General features: G+C 35.7%; 18 protein-coding genes. All 18 read right to left on the bottom strand.

Annotation, left to right across the window (positions count from 1 at the left end):
• Positions 1-13: 13 nt before the first annotated feature.
• The 18 genes from HMPREF2818_RS04230 to HMPREF2818_RS04145 all read right to left on the bottom strand — a co-directional run bounded on the left by HMPREF2818_RS04230 (position 14) and on the right by HMPREF2818_RS04145 (position 17,185).
• Positions 14-841 (bottom strand): PTS system mannose/fructose/sorbose family transporter subunit IID, encoded by an 828-nt coding sequence (locus tag HMPREF2818_RS04230; protein WP_000841957.1) that lies wholly within the window; start codon positions 839-841, stop codon positions 14-16.
• A complete protein-coding gene (locus HMPREF2818_RS04225; protein WP_000605775.1) occupies positions 838-1,647 on the bottom strand; it encodes a PTS mannose/fructose/sorbose/N-acetylgalactosamine transporter subunit IIC in 810 nt (269 codons plus the stop codon). Before HMPREF2818_RS04225 ends, HMPREF2818_RS04230 begins: the two co-directional genes overlap by 4 nt.
• Positions 1,648-1,662: 15 nt before the next feature.
• Complete coding sequence (locus HMPREF2818_RS04220) at positions 1,663-2,154, bottom strand: PTS sugar transporter subunit IIB (RefSeq protein ID WP_000632643.1); 492 nt, start codon at positions 2,152-2,154, stop codon at positions 1,663-1,665.
• A gap of 16 nt (positions 2,155-2,170) precedes the next feature.
• Positions 2,171-2,596: a PTS sugar transporter subunit IIA domain-containing protein gene (locus HMPREF2818_RS04215; protein WP_000823120.1), complete on the bottom strand. Its 426-nt coding sequence runs from the start codon at positions 2,594-2,596 to the stop codon at positions 2,171-2,173.
• 246 nt (positions 2,597-2,842) lie between these two features.
• Positions 2,843-3,877: a hypothetical protein gene (locus HMPREF2818_RS04210; RefSeq protein ID WP_000369172.1), complete on the bottom strand. Its 1,035-nt coding sequence runs from the start codon at positions 3,875-3,877 to the stop codon at positions 2,843-2,845.
• A gap of 228 nt (positions 3,878-4,105) precedes the next feature.
• Entirely contained in the window at positions 4,106-5,260 is a 1,155-nt protein-coding gene (locus HMPREF2818_RS04205; protein ID WP_000623419.1) for an ABC transporter permease subunit, read from the bottom strand.
• A 5-nt stretch (positions 5,261-5,265) separates the two neighbouring features.
• Positions 5,266-6,114: an ABC transporter ATP-binding protein gene (locus HMPREF2818_RS04200; RefSeq protein WP_000926588.1), complete on the bottom strand. Its 849-nt coding sequence runs from the start codon at positions 6,112-6,114 to the stop codon at positions 5,266-5,268.
• Between the two features lie 122 nt (positions 6,115-6,236).
• Complete coding sequence (locus HMPREF2818_RS04195; protein WP_000002567.1) at positions 6,237-6,536, bottom strand: GHKL domain-containing protein; 300 nt, start codon at positions 6,534-6,536, stop codon at positions 6,237-6,239.
• A 68-nt stretch (positions 6,537-6,604) separates the two neighbouring features.
• Positions 6,605-7,357 carry a response regulator transcription factor gene (locus tag HMPREF2818_RS04190; protein ID WP_001019932.1) on the bottom strand — a complete coding sequence of 251 codons (753 nt, stop codon included), beginning with the start codon at positions 7,355-7,357 and terminating at the stop codon, positions 6,605-6,607.
• 276 nt (positions 7,358-7,633) lie between these two features.
• Complete coding sequence (locus tag HMPREF2818_RS04185) at positions 7,634-8,449, bottom strand: endonuclease/exonuclease/phosphatase family protein (protein ID WP_001029868.1); 816 nt, start codon at positions 8,447-8,449, stop codon at positions 7,634-7,636.
• Positions 8,450-8,502: 53 nt separating this feature from the next.
• Positions 8,503-10,686, bottom strand: coding sequence for a PTS transporter subunit IIBC (locus HMPREF2818_RS04180; RefSeq protein ID WP_000795063.1), 2,184 nt, complete (start codon positions 10,684-10,686; stop codon positions 8,503-8,505).
• Positions 10,687-10,843: 157 nt separating this feature from the next.
• A complete protein-coding gene (locus HMPREF2818_RS04175) occupies positions 10,844-12,499 on the bottom strand; it encodes a sensor histidine kinase (protein WP_000162279.1) in 1,656 nt (551 codons plus the stop codon).
• On the bottom strand, positions 12,492-13,169 hold the full coding sequence (locus HMPREF2818_RS04170; RefSeq protein ID WP_000638639.1) for a winged helix-turn-helix domain-containing protein: 678 nt from the start codon (positions 13,167-13,169) through the stop codon (positions 12,492-12,494). The genes HMPREF2818_RS04175 and HMPREF2818_RS04170 overlap by 8 nt, the downstream gene beginning before the upstream one ends.
• A complete protein-coding gene (gene phoU, locus HMPREF2818_RS04165) occupies positions 13,169-13,825 on the bottom strand; it encodes a phosphate signaling complex protein PhoU (protein ID WP_000621376.1) in 657 nt (218 codons plus the stop codon). The genes HMPREF2818_RS04170 and phoU overlap by 1 nt, the downstream gene beginning before the upstream one ends.
• The gene (pstB, locus tag HMPREF2818_RS04160) at positions 13,822-14,571 is read right to left on the bottom strand and encodes a phosphate ABC transporter ATP-binding protein PstB (protein WP_000041121.1); all 750 of its coding nucleotides are present in this window, start codon (positions 14,569-14,571) and stop codon (positions 13,822-13,824) included. Before pstB ends, phoU begins: the two co-directional genes overlap by 4 nt.
• On the bottom strand, positions 14,564-15,442 hold the full coding sequence (pstA, locus tag HMPREF2818_RS04155) for a phosphate ABC transporter permease PstA (RefSeq protein WP_000427927.1): 879 nt from the start codon (positions 15,440-15,442) through the stop codon (positions 14,564-14,566). The genes pstB and pstA overlap by 8 nt, the downstream gene beginning before the upstream one ends.
• A 1-nt stretch (position 15,443) precedes the next feature.
• Positions 15,444-16,289, bottom strand: coding sequence for a phosphate ABC transporter permease subunit PstC (pstC, locus tag HMPREF2818_RS04150; RefSeq protein ID WP_000814831.1), 846 nt, complete (start codon positions 16,287-16,289; stop codon positions 15,444-15,446).
• A gap of 14 nt (positions 16,290-16,303) precedes the next feature.
• Positions 16,304-17,185: a substrate-binding domain-containing protein gene (locus tag HMPREF2818_RS04145; RefSeq protein WP_000716331.1), complete on the bottom strand. Its 882-nt coding sequence runs from the start codon at positions 17,183-17,185 to the stop codon at positions 16,304-16,306.
• Positions 17,186-17,313: the final 128 nt, after the last annotated feature.

Here is a 17,313-nt window from a genome sequence, read left to right as displayed (position 1 = left end):
TGCTAGGAGATTATTAGCAAATACCTAAGAGACCAAGTACAATACCTAACACCATAATACCAAACATGATCCAGTTGATATTGACTTTTTTACGTAGAAGCCAGAAGGCTAATATCGTTACCAACAGTGGCACTACGCCAACAAATAATTGGTCAAGGTAACTTTGTATGGAAGCTGCTTCCTTAGCTCCTTTAGCTGCTACCGTTAAGATTGTCTTGAATTTAACATTTGAAGCAGTCATTGAGCCTACCATCATTAAACCAAGCATACTTGAAGTCTTAGTAACAATTTTAATACCACCTGATTCATACAATTTTTTGATAAACCCTGCACCTACAGAGTAACCTCCATAGAGACTATAATAATGAATCAGAAAAGCTGGAATGTTATACAAGAGTAGAAAGACAACAGCTCCCATGGCTGAGCCTGTACTTGCTAAGGAGATACCGATACCTGCCGCAATAACCCTTAGAATTCCCCAAAAGAATGAATCACCAACACCAGATATAGGTCCCATCAAAGAAGCCTTAACTGCGGTGATAGCACTAGCGTCAAAATCAGGATCTTCACTGTTTTTCTTTTCCATAGATGCAACAAGACCCATAATAAAATTATTAATGTGCATGGTGGCATTAAACCATGTTGTATGACGGACCAGTGCCTCTGCTTTATCCTTATCAGTCTTATAAAAACGATTGATGACTGGTAGTAAAGTATAAATAACTCCTACTGCGTGGTATTGTGTTGCCCCAGTACGACTGGCATTCATCGTCCATGAGCGCCAGAAGACTGAGCGAAGCATTTTACGGTCTTCTTTAGTCAAATTATCCTGTGATTTCATGCGAAGAAGTCCTCCTCTTCTGATTCTTTAGAGTCAAAGGTTGTCTGTTTACTGATCGCACCTCTAGTAATTGCGTCTAATTCTATATCACGTTGTGAACTAATGACGCAAATAACTGCTCCTAGGGCAGCAACTGCAACCGCTGGTAATTTTAAATAAGCTGTTAAAACAAAACCAAGCAAGTAAAAAACAGCTAATTTATTTGTCCATAATAATTTCATCAGCATGGCAAAACCAACAGCTGGAAGGAGGCCTCCCGCCGCACTCAAACCATTCATCAGGTTTTGAGGAATATGATGGACAAAACTATTAACAGGCCCACTACCTACTAAAATACCAATGAAAGAAATAGAAGCGATAATGAGATAGTAAATAATCCATGTACCATAGTGAAGCATCACAAGTTTACCTTGATGGTTTGCGGCTGCAGCTTTATCCACCATCGGTGCAAAGATATTCATGAAGACGTTTTTCAAAAACATAACAACAAATGCTGCCAACATTCCAATCGGAACAGCTAGAGTCATTGCTGCTTTTTGATCAATGTTTGAAATAATGGTAAAAGTTGTTGCCATCGCTGTTGCTGTTACTGGCTCTGCGGCAATAACACCCCCAATATTAACGTTTCCCAAAAATAGCGCTTCTAGGGAGGCTCCCATTAGGATACCAACCTTAATATCACCTAGTAGCATTCCTGTTACAAGACCAACTACAAGTGGTCTCTCCATCATACTTTGACCTGTTAAGTAATTTCCCCCAAAACAAATCAATACAGCTAAAGCTGCCATCGTCGCTGGCATTATCATATGTCATACCTCACTTTATTTGACTAACTGACTCAAGTTAACCTTAGTATTTGAAGGCAATACTTGGTTAAAGACGTCTAAATCTGGTAAGCTGGCTAATTCTTTTGCGGCTTCCAACTCTTCTGTATTTAATAAGAGACTTGATGTTAGTTTGACTTTTGTAGCTGGATCAGACTTATCAAAGCGTCCTACATTAGCGACGTTTACTGCTTCTAAATCGGTTATATTTTTAGCAATTGTACAGGCATCTTTAACAGAATTGACAATCACAAAAATGCGCTTGTCAGTTGCACGTGGATCTTTAAATAGAGCTATTGATTCTTCAACTGAACGGATTAATAATTTCATGCCATTAGGCACAGCCATTTTAAGAGTCATCTGTGTGATTTCATTTTTTGCAGCTTCATCATTAGCCACCACTAAAAGTGGTGCATTTAATTCTTTAGTCCATACAACTGCCACTTGCCCGTGAATCAAACGGTCGTCAACACGAATTTGAGTAATCATTTTTTCCTCCTAATTATTAATCGAAAAAGTCATCTTCTGAACCCGCTTTAAAGCTAAGATCTACCAGCTGCACTTGAGATTCATTGATAACGGTTACAATTTCTTCTTTAGTTAATTCCTCTTCAGGTTTCAAAAATAGTAATGACAACAAGGTCGCTAAATTGCTGTTCGTTATTAAAAAAATATTATTTTTCCCACTATTCATTACAGCAGTCGCCATTTTCTGATTAACGCTGCCACCTAACAAATCTGTAAAAATAAGCCCCTGTTCATCTGGTGCAATCTCATCAATAAATTCTACAATAGACTTAGTATAGTCACTATCATCAATGTAAGCATCTATTGTCTGAATCTCTTGTCCCTTGCCTGTCAGAATATCAATAGAACTCTGCAACCCACTCGCAAGTTTTCCGTGACTGCCGATTAGGAATTTCCGCTTCATCTTTCTCCTCCTATTTATTACATTACCCTAAATTAGTTCTGAAAGTTTTATCAATACTTTGAATAAGATAACCTTTACTATCATTCTAACAAATGAAAGCGGTTTAAAAATGGACTATTCTACTCTATATGTGGACTATTCTACATAATTAATATTTAAAAACAGAACAATAAAAAGGTCATGTATCCTAATAGTTTACACAACCTTTACATCACTATAACTTTAAACTTTCTCTTATATGCATCACTATTTCGAAAGAGATAATGGAATAATTTTTTGATAGGGTATCTTATTAACAACCTTTATTATGAGTAGAGCACAAGCATGTGTTAATGCCAAGGTCACCACAAAAATCACTTTTCCTTGATGGTGTGCAACTAAGGAAGTTGATTTTAAACAGTAAGACACTATGCCAATAAAAAGAGGGGGAAGGAAGAAATAATAGACACTCAACTGTTTTAAAGGACTTAAACGATATTCCTTAAACAGTGATGTACGTATACTCCAGTTAAATAAGAATACTGCACATAAAGGAGCTAATAAGAAGAAATTTTTATCCAACCCTTGATTAAAATAAATAAGAACATTCTCTAAAGCTAGAAGTAAAAGGAAGAGAATATACTTAAGACCACGCGATTTGGTAAATAGGTCAGTATTAAAATAATCATAGAGTAAATATCCTGCTAGAAGATAAACTGGAGTGTAAAATAATCCGTTTCGTGTTGTCTGAAAAATTGACATATAAGTGGACATCAGGGGATAAAATTTTGTTGACTGTATAAAGACAGAATAGGTCTCTACTGCTCCAATACAATAGAGTACAACAACTGTGATAAATGTCCCCCTAGTTCCTACATACTTCAATAATCCTTGAATAATGACCCAACCTAGAATAACAGCAGGGATGTACCAAAGGGTATGTGACATACCTAAATACAAAAATGCCACAATAAACCCCGGCAACAAATAGATCTTCGCTATATTTAGAGATTCAAAAAAGAAATAACCATAAGGCAAATAAATGATAGTCCACATGCTATACTTTTTAATCAGTTTACGAAAGTAGGAGTGATTACACAAACCTTGCTGTATACGACCTCTCAAAAAGAAAGCAGTACAAATCAAAAAATAAGGAACAGCCATCCGACCTAGGAAACTTTTAAAGGTAAAATGAATGACATCCTGACTAAATAACCTCCCACTATGAACTAAAATGACCAGTATGGAAAAAAGGTATTGTAGCAAACTAATCATTGATGTATTATGCTGCTTATTATCCACGCACTGACTTCTCTTCATCCTTAACATTACTTTCTATAAGTTATCATTACTATGATACCAATCTCTTCAGAAGAATATCTCAATTATCCCAAAAAGTCATTGAAACGCCTTAAATGGTATCTGATAATTATTGTTAATACCTTATCAACCATATTAGGAAATAAAAAAGCTGATTTCGCAAAAGAAAATCAGCTTAGAATAATTTCTTGTTCAGATAACCAGTGGGAACTATAAACTTCTTCGTCGCATTAAACGATAGGTATAGGCTATCAATAACACTGCAATTAACATACGTAGACTAATCAGACAGATTTCATTAGCAGAAAAACTATCAAAGAAAAAGCCATGACTACCATTACGTGATAATTTTAAAAGTGAAGCTGAAGTGTCTGTCGTTGATACTGAGAAAATAGTTAATAACTTGTTTATCACACCTTTATTAAACATAGCCATTAAAAAGCTAGGAGCAAAAAAGGCAAGCGTTGAAACAGCAAAAGATGTTAATGGCGAATTTGTGATACTTGATATAAAGAAATTAAGACTGGCTATAAAAAGGAGTCCAACAAATTGTAAGACAATAATATGAACAAAAGCAGTTGATATTGTCATAGGTACAGGAAATCCCATAATATTAGCCAAAGGTGATGTCCAGTATAAATTCAGTTGAACGCTTGTCTCCCAACCACTAAAACCAAAATAATCTGCAAATACCGTCAGAATGAGGGCATATGCTAGGATAAATGTGGAAATACCGATGGTCATTGTACTAGCTAACTTAGCCCAGGTCAACTGACCACGTCCATACCGAGTCGTCAGTAGTATAGGATTAATCTTCTTAGCCCTATCTCCTGAAAAAAGAGGAGCTGATAAGAATAGAGTAAATAAGACAATTAAAATATAAGTACTATTACTTACTTCGAAAAGTTGATTCCAAGGAGCAAAGTTACCTAGCTTTAGTTGTTTTAGTGGTAGCGCAGAACCCAACTGTTTTTGATCTTTAATATTTATTTTATTAAAATCAATTGTTTTATCATCTTTCAATTGGTTATAGTAAATTAAAAAATCACGATCAAAAGTGTCTGCCACATAATAACTAAAAACATCAAATATAGGGGGGCGTCCTGCTGGCGGATTAACATAGTTTTTAATAATATTTGTTACTCGTTCTTCAGATAAATCCCCTGAATATTTTTCAGCTATTCTACGATTAATGGCAACCGCTTCTCGACCATGTATTTTATCTGCAGAATAGCCACTAATTTGCCCAACAAAAAAATGCTGGTAAAATAGACCAAAAATAGCAAGAAGGAAGATAATAAAAGCCCCAAATGCTGCCTTACGTTGTAGAAGTTTTTTTAATTCAAAAGGAAAAATTGATATCATCTTACTTACTCCCCTCTAAAATGATAGATGTAGAAATCTTCTAGAGTCGGAACAACCAACTGTGCCGAATCACTCGGACAAATATCACTCACTACACGAAATACCCGACTATCTGAAAAGACTTTTTCATTAACAATAGCAATATTGGGTATCTGAGATAAACCTGGTTCAGTCGTTATTTCCCACACTTTTCCCTCAATAGTTTTCAACAGCTGTGCGGTGTTGCCATGTTCGATAAATTTACCATTTTTTAATACTATAATTTCTTTGGCAACAGCTTCCACATCCGACACAATATGCGTTGATAAAATGATAATTTTATTGGTGGATAACTGACTCAAAATATGGCGAAATTTAACCCGTTCCTTGGGATCAAGTCCAACAGTTGGTTCATCCAGAATGAGTATTTCAGGATCATTGATAAGTGCTTGAGCAATGCCTAAACGTTGCTTCATACCACCGGAGTATGATGAAATCTTCTTTTTACCTACATCGCCTAAACCAACAAGCTCTAGTAATCTAGGAATTTCTTGTTTAGCTTTCTTTTTATCAACACCTTTTAAGGTAGCGATATAATTTAAGAAAGCAATGCCAGTAAATTGATCATAATAGCGAAAATGTTGCGGTAAAAAACCAATGTGACGATAAAATTCTTCCGACTGCTCCTGTCCATTCCAATAAATATTCCCACTATCTGCGAATGTAAAGTGGCTCATCAAATTTAATAAGGTTGTTTTGCCAGTACCATTTGCTCCTAAGAGTCCATACAAACCAGGAGTAAACTGGTAGGAAATCTGGTTAAGTACTATTTTTTTTCCGTAGCTTTTAGTGATATTATCTAGCTGTAATAACATAGTATTGTCTCCTTTCAATAATTAAGACAGTTGAAAAATCAATTACTAAAATATAGCGACTGAGCTAAAGGTTAAAAATGAGCTTTCTCACTTACTCTCTAAATGATTGTAAAGTAATATAGCTAAAAGATTATTTCTAAGCCCTGACGGAAAGTATGTTGTTCACTATTTGTACTAATAGATGCATTGGGATAACGGTCAATAACTTTCATGACATTATAAAGGCCTAACCCTCTATCTTCTCCCTTGCTACTTGCTCCATAACCAAACAAACGTGAAGCATCTATTCTTTCCTCGACTATCGAATTTTCTATGATAAAAATTTGCTTATGGTTTAATGTAAAATAAGACATGGCTATCTTAGGTTCATCTGTCTCTAAAGAAACTTCAATATGGTGGCTATAATCTATCATATTAGCCAATTAGAGTTTTCTTTGAACAACCAACCTCTCCTGTAAAGAAGTTTTGAAGTAACGGTCTAAAATAGAACTCATCTTTTTCTATCCTTTTGATATTTATCCACTATAGATACTATATCTCTCACTTTATTGCGTGAAACCAGACAAGTCGTTCCATTTTGGAAGTAAACTAATCTATCTATCCTATCCACTTTAAAAATATTTAAGGGATTTACTAAAAAAGAGCGATGACATTGAAAGAGCCTAGGTTCTTGTTTTAAAATATCCCCCAAAGTGGCTGTGAATTCCATTCTATCTTTTTCAGTATAAAGGACAACTCTATGTGATCTTGAGGATGTTTCTATATAAAGAAGATCGTTAAAAGGTAATTGTACCTGGCTGTAACGCGACTTAAAGTAGAATGAATTTTCCACTAAGGGCTTATTGCAAATGCCATCTACGTACAACAATACTTCCTCAATCCTTTGGCTAAACTCTTCCTGTGAAAGTCCTTTATCGATATAGTCTAAAGCTGATACCTGATAACGAAAGGTTAAAGGCATTAATTCTGAATGAGTTGTAACAAAAACAATCTGAGCATATGGATCAACTTGTCTAATTTGTTTTGCTACCTCTAAGCCCATCTGCTCATCATTTTTTATTTCAATATCTAAGAAAAATAAATTATGTAAACCTATTTCATAAATTGATTCCAATAATTGAACTGGTTTAGCAAACGTTTCTACTGTTTTGAAATGCAGATTGTACTGTACTCTAATCTCTTTAATGATTTTTTCAAAATGGGCTTGTTGAACAAAATCATCCTCAAGTATAAAAATATTCACCTTATATCCTCTATCTTATTACTTGAATATTAATAGTCACAATAGAGCCACTACGATATTCTTCTCATAGGTATCGTTTATGAGTTATCCCGTCTTAATATGTGACGTCCATGAGGCTAATTTTAAAAGCATAATAAATATATGCTAATTTTAACATATATATAACTATTTGAACACCTAATTAAGTAGTTAAGTATTAAAAATAAATTATTTCTATTAAAATACCCTTAGATACAGACTTTATCTGAACCTAAGGGTATCTTTTATTATAAGATATTAGAAATCCATGGTAATTTCCAAGCCGTAATGATCACTAACGACAGGTGCTTCACCACCTTCAAAAACTACTTGACTTGAACTGATTGAAAGGTCTTCGCTAGTAAAAATATGGTCAACTTTAAGAGCCTTTTTATTCCCTTCCCAACCATCAATATCAGCCATAATAGTATGGTCCCCAAATACATGATTGGCTATTTGGTGGCTATCCTTTAATGCTAATGGACTATTAAGAACAAGTTCATAACCCTGATTTCCAGTAGGATTATTAAAGTCACCCATGAGTAAAAGTGGAGTTTCTACCTCAAGTAGGGTAGTTTCTAGTCGTTTCCACTCCTCCGCAAATCCTTTCTCAAACCATGATAAATGGAGGCTAACTACTGTAACGACTTTGTCATTCAGAGTGGTCTCAGCTACCAGAGCACGACGAGTATGATAATCAGTCTCATCGTCTACAGCTGAAACTAAAATATCCTCTGGCTTTAATGGTTTCAGAGAAAGTATCGCTACCCCTTCATGGTACTTACTATAACCAATATGATTATAAGCCCATGTCCAATGATAGTGTAGACCTTGAAGATTTAGGTAATGCACTAATTGCAAGGCAAAGTTATCTTGATGAAGAGCTGGTGTACCTTCAATCGGATGATAATTTGGACTACTCTTAGCAAGAGGGGAAGATATGCTCTGGTTCACCTCTTGTAGGCAGATGATATCATATTTTTCACGGAAGATATGCTCTGCTAAATCAAATAATTTCTTTAGAGCATTTACTTCCATCCATGAATGAGTATTTAACGTTAAGCATTTTGCCATAGAGTATCCTTTCATCAGAAAGAAGCTGAGACTTGCCCAGCTCCTATCGTTTGTTACAGTTCGACTTTTGCCACAACTGTTTTAGCTATTTGTGGACCTGATTTTTCAAGTTTAACAGTTTTTATATCTGAAACATTTGTAAAGACGATAATCACACTTGTCTCTTTACCAGCTGCTTTGATAGCTTCCAAATCTGCTACTACAGCAAGATCGCCTGCTACCACTTTTTGACCACTAGAAATTTTAACCTCAAATGGTTGACCATCAAGAGCTACTGTATCTAGACCGATATGTACTAAAACTTCTAGGCCACTTTCTGTTAATAAACCAAAAGCATGTTTTGTTGGAAAGACACTAGTAACTGTACCTGAAACTGGAACATAAATATTGCCATCAGTTGGTTCCACAGCAAAGCCATCACCCATCATTTTTTGAGAAAAGACAGGGTCTTTAACAACATCCAATGCTTCTACTTGACCATTAGCCACCGAAACAATTTCTTCTGTTATTCCTTTATAAGTTGTAACTGGGGCTGCTGCTACAGGTTGACCTGTTTCTAAATCAACTATTGGAATAACTGTACCTGAATCTAGCAAATCTTGAATGTCTGATTTAAGGACATCTGCTTTAGGTCCGTAAATAGCTTGAACGCCATTACCTTTTAACACCAATCCCATTGCACCAGCTTTTTTCCAAGCTGCTTCAGAACCCACGCTATTTCCATCTTTAACTGTGACACGAAGACGAGTCATACATGCATCTACATCTTCAATGTTATCACGACCACCAAGTAAATTAATAACTTGTACAACTTGAGAATTTGCATCAGCAGAACCAGAAGCTGTTGAAGGAGCATTATCAACCTCTTCGTTATCATAATTACCATTACGTCCTGCTGTTGCTAAATTGAATTTTTTAATCATAAAGTTTGCAATAAAGTACATCAATACTGCAAAAAGAAGTGTCACCCAAACAAAGTTGAAAATATCACCACCAAGGCCCGCTTTTATGCCCATAGGAACACGTGTTAAAAATTCTATATTACCAAATGAATGAACGCGGAGGTTAACAATATCTGCCATAGCAAACGCACATCCTTGAACGACAGCATATACAAGGTAGAGTGGCATTGCTGCAAACATGAACATGTACTCAATTGGCTCAGTAACACCTGTCAAGAAAGTAGCCGCTGCTGCTGAAATAAACATTGACTTGTATTTCAATTTTTTATCTTTATCAACGTTACGATACATAGCATAAGATAATCCCATCAAAATACCTGAAGCACCAATCATTTGCCCCACTTTAAAACGTGCTGGAGTGACACTTGTCAATAAGTGATGGTATTGACTTGAATTTGAGCCTTTTAAGTTAATTAAATCACCAACCCATGCTAACCACAGTGGATCTTGTCCCAACACCTGTGCTCCTTTAGTTGCACCTGTAAGGACAGTGTATGTGCCACCTAGTTGCGTGTAGTTCATTGGAATAGTTAACATATGGTGTAAACCAAATGGGAGCAATAAACGCTCTAACGTACCGTAGACAAATGGTGCTAATATTGGAGCACTGTCTTGTGAACTTGCAATCCATTTACCAAAGCCATTGATACCTGATTGAACAACCGGCCAAAATACTGATAAAATTAATGCAACAATGACTGAACGATAAATAACAACAAATGGAACAAAACGTTTTCCATTGAAAAAAGTTAAAGCATCTGGTAATTTACGATAGTTATAATATTTATTAAAGGCAGTTGCACCAACGAAACCTGAAATAATACCGACAAATACACCCATATTAAGAGCAGGTTGCCCAAGAACGTTAACAAAGTAATCTGAAACTCTGATGGTTGCACCAAATACCGTTTGAACAGTTGCTTTACTGTCTGCTAACATATCTGTTTTAACACCAAAAAAGTTCCCTGTAATAAGGTTAATAAGAATAAAGGATAAGCCAGCCGCAAAAGCACCACCGGCACGTTCTTTAGCCCAGCTACCACCAATAGCCAATGCAAATAAGATGTGTAAGTTACCAATAACTCCCCAACCAATTTGAGCAATAACATTAGCTATGCGCCCTAATAAAACATTTGATGGATCCAATAGACTAATGGAGTTACCAATACTAACCATCAATCCTGCTGCTGGCATAACAGCAATAACAACCATCAAAGCCTTCCCAAACTTCTGCCAAAATTCAAAACTAAAGAGCTGTTTGACATTATTTTTCATCTTCAATCTCCTTTTATGCACTTAATAGTGCAATCGTTTGCGTTATTATGGTTTTATTATAGCACTTATTTGTTTTTTGTAAACCCTTACTTATATATTTTTTCTGAATTACTAAAAAAGTCTAGATAATATCATCTAGACTTTTATTTGTGAGTTTTTATTGTTTGTGAAGTAAAACGGTCATTGTTGTTCCCTGCCCCAAATGGCTGTCCACTTTTATACTACCATTGTGAAAATCTAAAGCACTCTTTACAATAGACAAACCTAAACCAGTCCCCCCAACTATTTTTGAGCGACTTTTATCGACGCGATAGAAACGTTCGAAAATACGTTTTTTGTCCTTCTCTGCAATGCCTAGTCCCGTATCACTAACTTCTAAGGTAATTGTATCAGGTGAATTTTTCAAAGTCACATTTACTTGACCTTTCTCATGGTTATAGGTGATAGCATTGTCACACAAGTTGTACACCAAGGAATTCAATAAAACTGGATTCCCTCGCAAAATAGCTTCTTCTCCATTAAAATTGATTTGTATGTGCTTCTTATCTGCTTTAGCTTGTAAACCTTCTAAAACTTTTTGTGTTAAGTCATACAGATTTACTGTCTCTTGCGGTAATTTTTCTTGTTCATCAAGGTGAGAAAGGTTGATAATATCCTCAACCAATTTAACTAATCGTTCAGATTCTTTATGAATTTTAGCTGCAAATTGTGGGACTTCTTCGTTTGGAACCATTTGATTAGCTAACAGTTCTGAGTAACCAGAAATAACATGAAGCGGGGTTTTCAATTCATGAGAGACATTGGCAGTAAATTCACGTTGAAGTTGTTCCATTTGGAGTTGATCAGTCACATCAAACAGTAGAACAACCAATCCTGTTACTCGGTTGTTATCTGTAGTTGGTCTTACCAAGACGCGGTAATGATTATTTTCAATGCCAATATTAGCCTCTTTCTTTTTCCCTTTTAGTCCTTGATCGATTAAGTCTTTGAGAGTTAAATCTCGGCTAACTTCCATCATAAAGCGCCCATGCCAATCATCATTAATTTGGAATAACTTTAAAGCTTCTGCGTTGATACTAACGATTCTTGCTTGATCATCTAAAAGAATCATTCCTTCCTTAATTTTAGAAATAATGGTATCAAATTCTTTTTGACGCTTTTGTAATAACAGTTTTTGATGTTGAATCTTAGCCTGATGGCTATCAAGACGCCTTAATAATGGTGTTATCTCCTCGTAACTATCATTTGATAAAGGATGATCTAAGTCAATATTGTTTAAAGGCTCTGATACTTTTTTTGCTATATATCGTGCAATTAATACAGATAAAATAATAGCAAGTAAGATGATAATTGCTAAGGGACTTATCATACCAAGGAGAAGATAAAAAATAGTTTGTTGCGCAACTGATAAACGAACTATCGTTCCATTATTTAAACGTTGCGCAGCATAGATAGACTTCTCAGTAAGTGTCGCTGACCACCTCGTGCTCTCACCATAACCACTCTTGATAGCTTCTTTAATTTCTTGACGATTGGCGTGATTTTTCATATGTTTTGCATCTGATTGGGTATCATAAAGCACTTGTCCCTTATTATCTACCCAAGTAATACGCACATTTGAAGTTTTAAGATTTTCAAAATAATCTTTACCTTCAAAGGAAATTCCTTGTGACGCCAGTGCCGTTTGTGTTCTCAACTGTTCTCGCTGAATGTGATTGAAGTAATTATAGAGAAATCCCATAATCATCAAAATTGTAACTAAAACAATTCCCAAACTAGCAGATAAAGTTGTACGGAAAATTTTTTTAGTCATGTCTTTCCTCCAAACGGTATCCAACTCCCCTTACTGTAGCAATCAAATAGCCATCCTCACCAAGTTTTGTTCGCAGTGTCCCAATGTGAACATCCACAGTTCTAGTTTCTCCTAAAAATTGTTCTCCCCAAACCTTATCCAGAAGTTCTTGCCTTGTAAAGACTCTATTGGGATTACGGAAGAATAATACTAATAACTCAAATTCCTTTAGGGTTAAGTGGATTTTTTCCGTTCCCCTTTTGACCCAATAATTAGTCGGATCAATCTCTAAATTTCCAATGATAATATGAGCTTTTGAATCTACTTGGCGGCTACGTCTCAAGACTGCTTTTATTCGTGAAATCATTTCCATCATCCCAAAAGGTTTGACGAGATAATCATCTGCTCCAAGATCTAACCCTTTAACTTTATCATACTCACTACCTTTAGCAGTTGTCATGATTACTGGTATCATTTCCGTTTGATGTTTTCTCCTTAAACGCTCTAAAATAGTCAAACCATCATCTCCCGGCAACATAATATCAAGCAAAATCAAGTCTGGAACTTTCTCCTGAATAGCTTCCCAAAAAAGCTCTGAACTCGAAAATCCTTGAGCTTTAAAACCTGCCATTTGCAAAGTATAGAGCATCATTTCGCGAATATCAGCATCATCTTCAACACAATATATCATTACGCTTCTCCATCTAGGTTACCTGTTATTGAGAAAAGCACCCACTTAGCAATATTTACTGTATGATCACCAATACGCTCTAGGTACTTGGCGATCATTAAAACATCTATGGGATATTCACCATCAACATCCTGTACCGAAAAATATAACACTAACTGTTTCTTTATTGTATCAAATTCCTGGTTAACTGTCCTATCTTGTTCAATTACTTGATGCGCTTGTTCTTCATTGTCATAAATAAAAGCATCTATACTCTTAGTCAGCATACTAATGACATTATTAGACATGCTGTTAAGTTGATCCCTTTCAGAACCTGCACCTTGGATAATATGACCTAAACTAACAATTTCCGCAATTTCATAAGCTTGAGCACCAATACGTTTCATATCATAAACCATTTTTAATGCAGAAGAAATACGGCGTAAATCCTTGGCAACTGGTTGCTGACGGAGTAAAAGTTTTAAACATCTCTCCTCAATATCCCGTTCCATTTGTTCAATCTTGTGATAAGTTTCAGAAATATCGTCAAGGTAAACGTCATTACTATTTGTTAGAGCACCTAAGGACTTCCCAATGATGTCCTCACACAATGCCCCCATAAAAATAATTTCTTTATTAAGGTCATTAAGTTGACTTGCAAATCGTGAACGAATCATCCGAATCTCCCTGTAATGTAGTTTTCTGTACGCTCATCTTGTGGCAATGAAAAGAGTTGGCTCGTTTTGTTATATTCAACCACTTCTCCCATCAGAAAGAATGCTGTTTTATCAGAAATACGAACAGCTTGTTGCATATTATGTGTCACTATAACAATAGTGTAGTTCTTCTTCAGTTGGATAACCAATTCTTCAATTTTTGCTGTTGAAATAGGATCCAAGGCACTTGTGGGTTCATCCATAAGTAAAACATCAGGCTCAATAGCAAGAGCACGCGCAATACACAAACGTTGCTGCTGTCCGCCAGACATACCCAGAGCAGATTTGTGAAGACGATCTTTAACCTCATCCCATAGAGCCGCCTGTTTAAGGGAACGTTCAACGATATCATCTAACTCTGCTTTGGAATGAATACCGTGCGTTCTTGGACCAAAAGCAACATTATCATAAATGCTCATTGGAAACGGATTAGGTTTTTGAAACACCATTCCAACCTTTTTACGCAATTGGTTAATATCCAATTGTCTATAGACATCCTCGCCTTCTAAAGTAATATCCCCTGTGATTTTGCAATTTTTGACCAAATCATTCATACGGTTAATACTTTTCAAGAGAGTAGACTTTCCGCACCCAGAAGGTCCAATAAAGGCTGTGATTTCTTTTTCTTCAATGTCTAAATTAACATCCTTCAGAGCGTGAAATTCTCCATAATACAAATCTAAATTATTAATTACTAATTTACTCACTGTTCGACTCACTTCCTAATCGTTTGGCTACTAGTCCAGATACAAAATTGACAATAATAACTAAAAGCAATAAGATGACCGCAGTCGCATAAGTTTGGTCAACATATAAGCCCTCACCCGAAATAGCATACATATGTACTGCTAAAGTACGAGATGAACTAAATACCGAATGTGCTACTTTTGCAACTGTTCCAGCTGTGAAAATAAGTGCTGCTGACTCACCAATGATACGTCCTACCGCTAAAATAATACCAGCAAAAATACCAGACATAGCACTAGGTAATACGATTTTAAATATGGTTCTCAATTTACCAGCACCAAGCGCAAAGGCTCCTTCTCGATAAGAATCCGGAACAGATAGTAAAGCTTCTTCAGTTGTCCTCATAATCAAAGGTAAAATCATGATGCTCAAAGTCAGAGAACCCGATATCAAAGATAAGCCTAAGTGTGTGTATTTTACAAAAAATAATGCACCAAACAAACCATAAATAATTGAAGGTATCCCTGCCAATGTCTCGGTTGCAACACGGATAATTTTGAGATAAGGATTATCACGTCTAGCATATTCCGTTAGATAAATTGATCCACCAATACCAAGTGGAACTGCAAATAATAAAGTTAAGGCGATGATAAAGATAGTGTTAATGAAAGCTGGTAATAGTGAAACGTTCTGAGTATTATAAGTCCATGCAAACAAGCCAGTATTCACATGAGGAAGCCCCTTAACTAAAATATAAATAACAACAAATGCAATTGTAGCAAAACTTAGAATTGCTCCCAAATAGACAATAGCAAAAAGAAAGAAGGAAAGGGGATCTTTTTTTAAAGATGCTAAATATTGTTTTGACGTTCTTTGGTTAATATTTTCCATCTTATTCCTCTTTCTGTAATGCTGAAAAACTGATATTAATCATTAATATAAAGATAAAGAGTACCACAGCTGTACCAATTAAGGCTTGACGATGCAAACCAGAAGAATAGCCCATTTCCATAACAATGTTAGTGGTTAGAGTTCTAACGCCTGATGTCAGCGATTGAGGCAAGACAGCTTGATTACCCGCTACCATGATGACAGCCATTGTTTCACCAATAGCACGTCCAATTCCCAAAACAACCGATGCTAAAATGCCACGTTTAGCAGCTGGTAAAACAGCAAAGAAGACACTTCGTTCATGAGAGGCACCAAGGGCAATACCGCCTTCATAATAGCTCTCTGGAACAGCTCTTAAAGAAGATTCTGAAATGCTAACAATTGTTGGTAAAATCATAATTCCTAGCAAAATTGAAGCTGCTAAGACTCCCATACCAAAGCCACCAATATATTGCCTTATCATAGGGACAATAACAACGAGTCCAAAGAAACCATAAACAACTGAAGGGATTCCCGCCATTAAATTGATAGCTGACTTTAAAGGCTTATAAATATTTTCTGGGCAGAAATAAGCCATAAAAACAGCAGTAAGGATACCTATCGGTCCTCCTAAAAGTAAAGCTCCCGCTGTAACATATAAGGAACCTACAATCATTGGAAAGATGCCAAAAATATTATTACTAGGATGCCAGACTTTACCAAATATAAAATTTCCCCAGCCGATTTTCGTAATAGCTGGAAGACCACTAGAGAAGAGAAAGAGGCAAATTAAAATAGCTGATATAACACTGACGCAAGCCGTGATGAAAAACACAGCTTGCATAAGACCTTCTTTTGTTTGTTTCATTGTTTACTCTTACCTTACTTTGATAAGTCAGACCAAGACGTTGTCTTTCCAGTAAAAATGTCTTTTACTTGTTTTGTTGATAGATCATTAACTTTATTTTTCTTATTAACAACTACTGCAATACCATCTGTTGCAATAACAGTAGCTTTGACCCCTTTGGATGACTCTGTCTTATCCAATTCACGTGATGCCATACCTATATCTGCTGATCCATCAATTGCGCTTGTAATCCCAGTTGAAGAATCACTTTGTTGAATTTCAACATCTACTTTTGCATTTACTTTATGATAGGCTTCTTTAATCTTTTCCATAACCGGCGTTACTGAACTTGAACCTGCTATAACAACTTTACCAGATGACACTTTTGCTTGATATGCTTTAGCATTGTCAAGTGGAATATAGCCATTTTTCTCAACGACTGCTTGCCCATCTTTGCTTAAGATATAATCAATAAAATCTTTTGTTGCTTCTTTTTCCTTACCTTCTTTTGTTACAATATTGAAAGGACGAGAAATCTTATAGCTTCCTGATTTAATATCTTTTACAGTCGCATTTTTGCCATCAATTTTAAGCACTTTAACGCTACTATTTAATGAACCTAGTGAAGAATAACCAATAGCTGACGGGTCTTTAGAGACAGTGGTTAGCATAACTGAAGTTGAATTGGTAACAGTTGCTGCATCAGAAGTATGGTCTACTTTTTCGCCCTTTTTATTTTTTGACTCGATCCCAAATAACTCTATGAAAGCTCCACGAGTTCCAGACCCTTCCTCTCTAGAAACAATGTTAATTGTCCCTTTAGATGAAGATGATGAATCATTTGAGCATCCTGCTAGGATGCCAATTCCCATAAGACCAGATACCGCCAAAAGAGATAGCATTTTGTGTTTTTTCATGATGAACTCCTAAATATTTTTTGATTTGATTTTATTATAGTTAAGAAATATCAAATCTCTTTGAGGATTTTTGTAAAATCAATGTAAAATTAAAAAGAGTTGGAAAATTATCCAAACTCCTTTTTTCT

This window comes from Streptococcus sp. HMSC076H09, assembly GCF_001811765.1.
In the GTDB taxonomy this organism is placed as follows: domain Bacteria; phylum Bacillota; class Bacilli; order Lactobacillales; family Streptococcaceae; genus Streptococcus; species Streptococcus agalactiae.
This window is presented reverse-complemented; position numbering and strand designations above follow the sequence as displayed.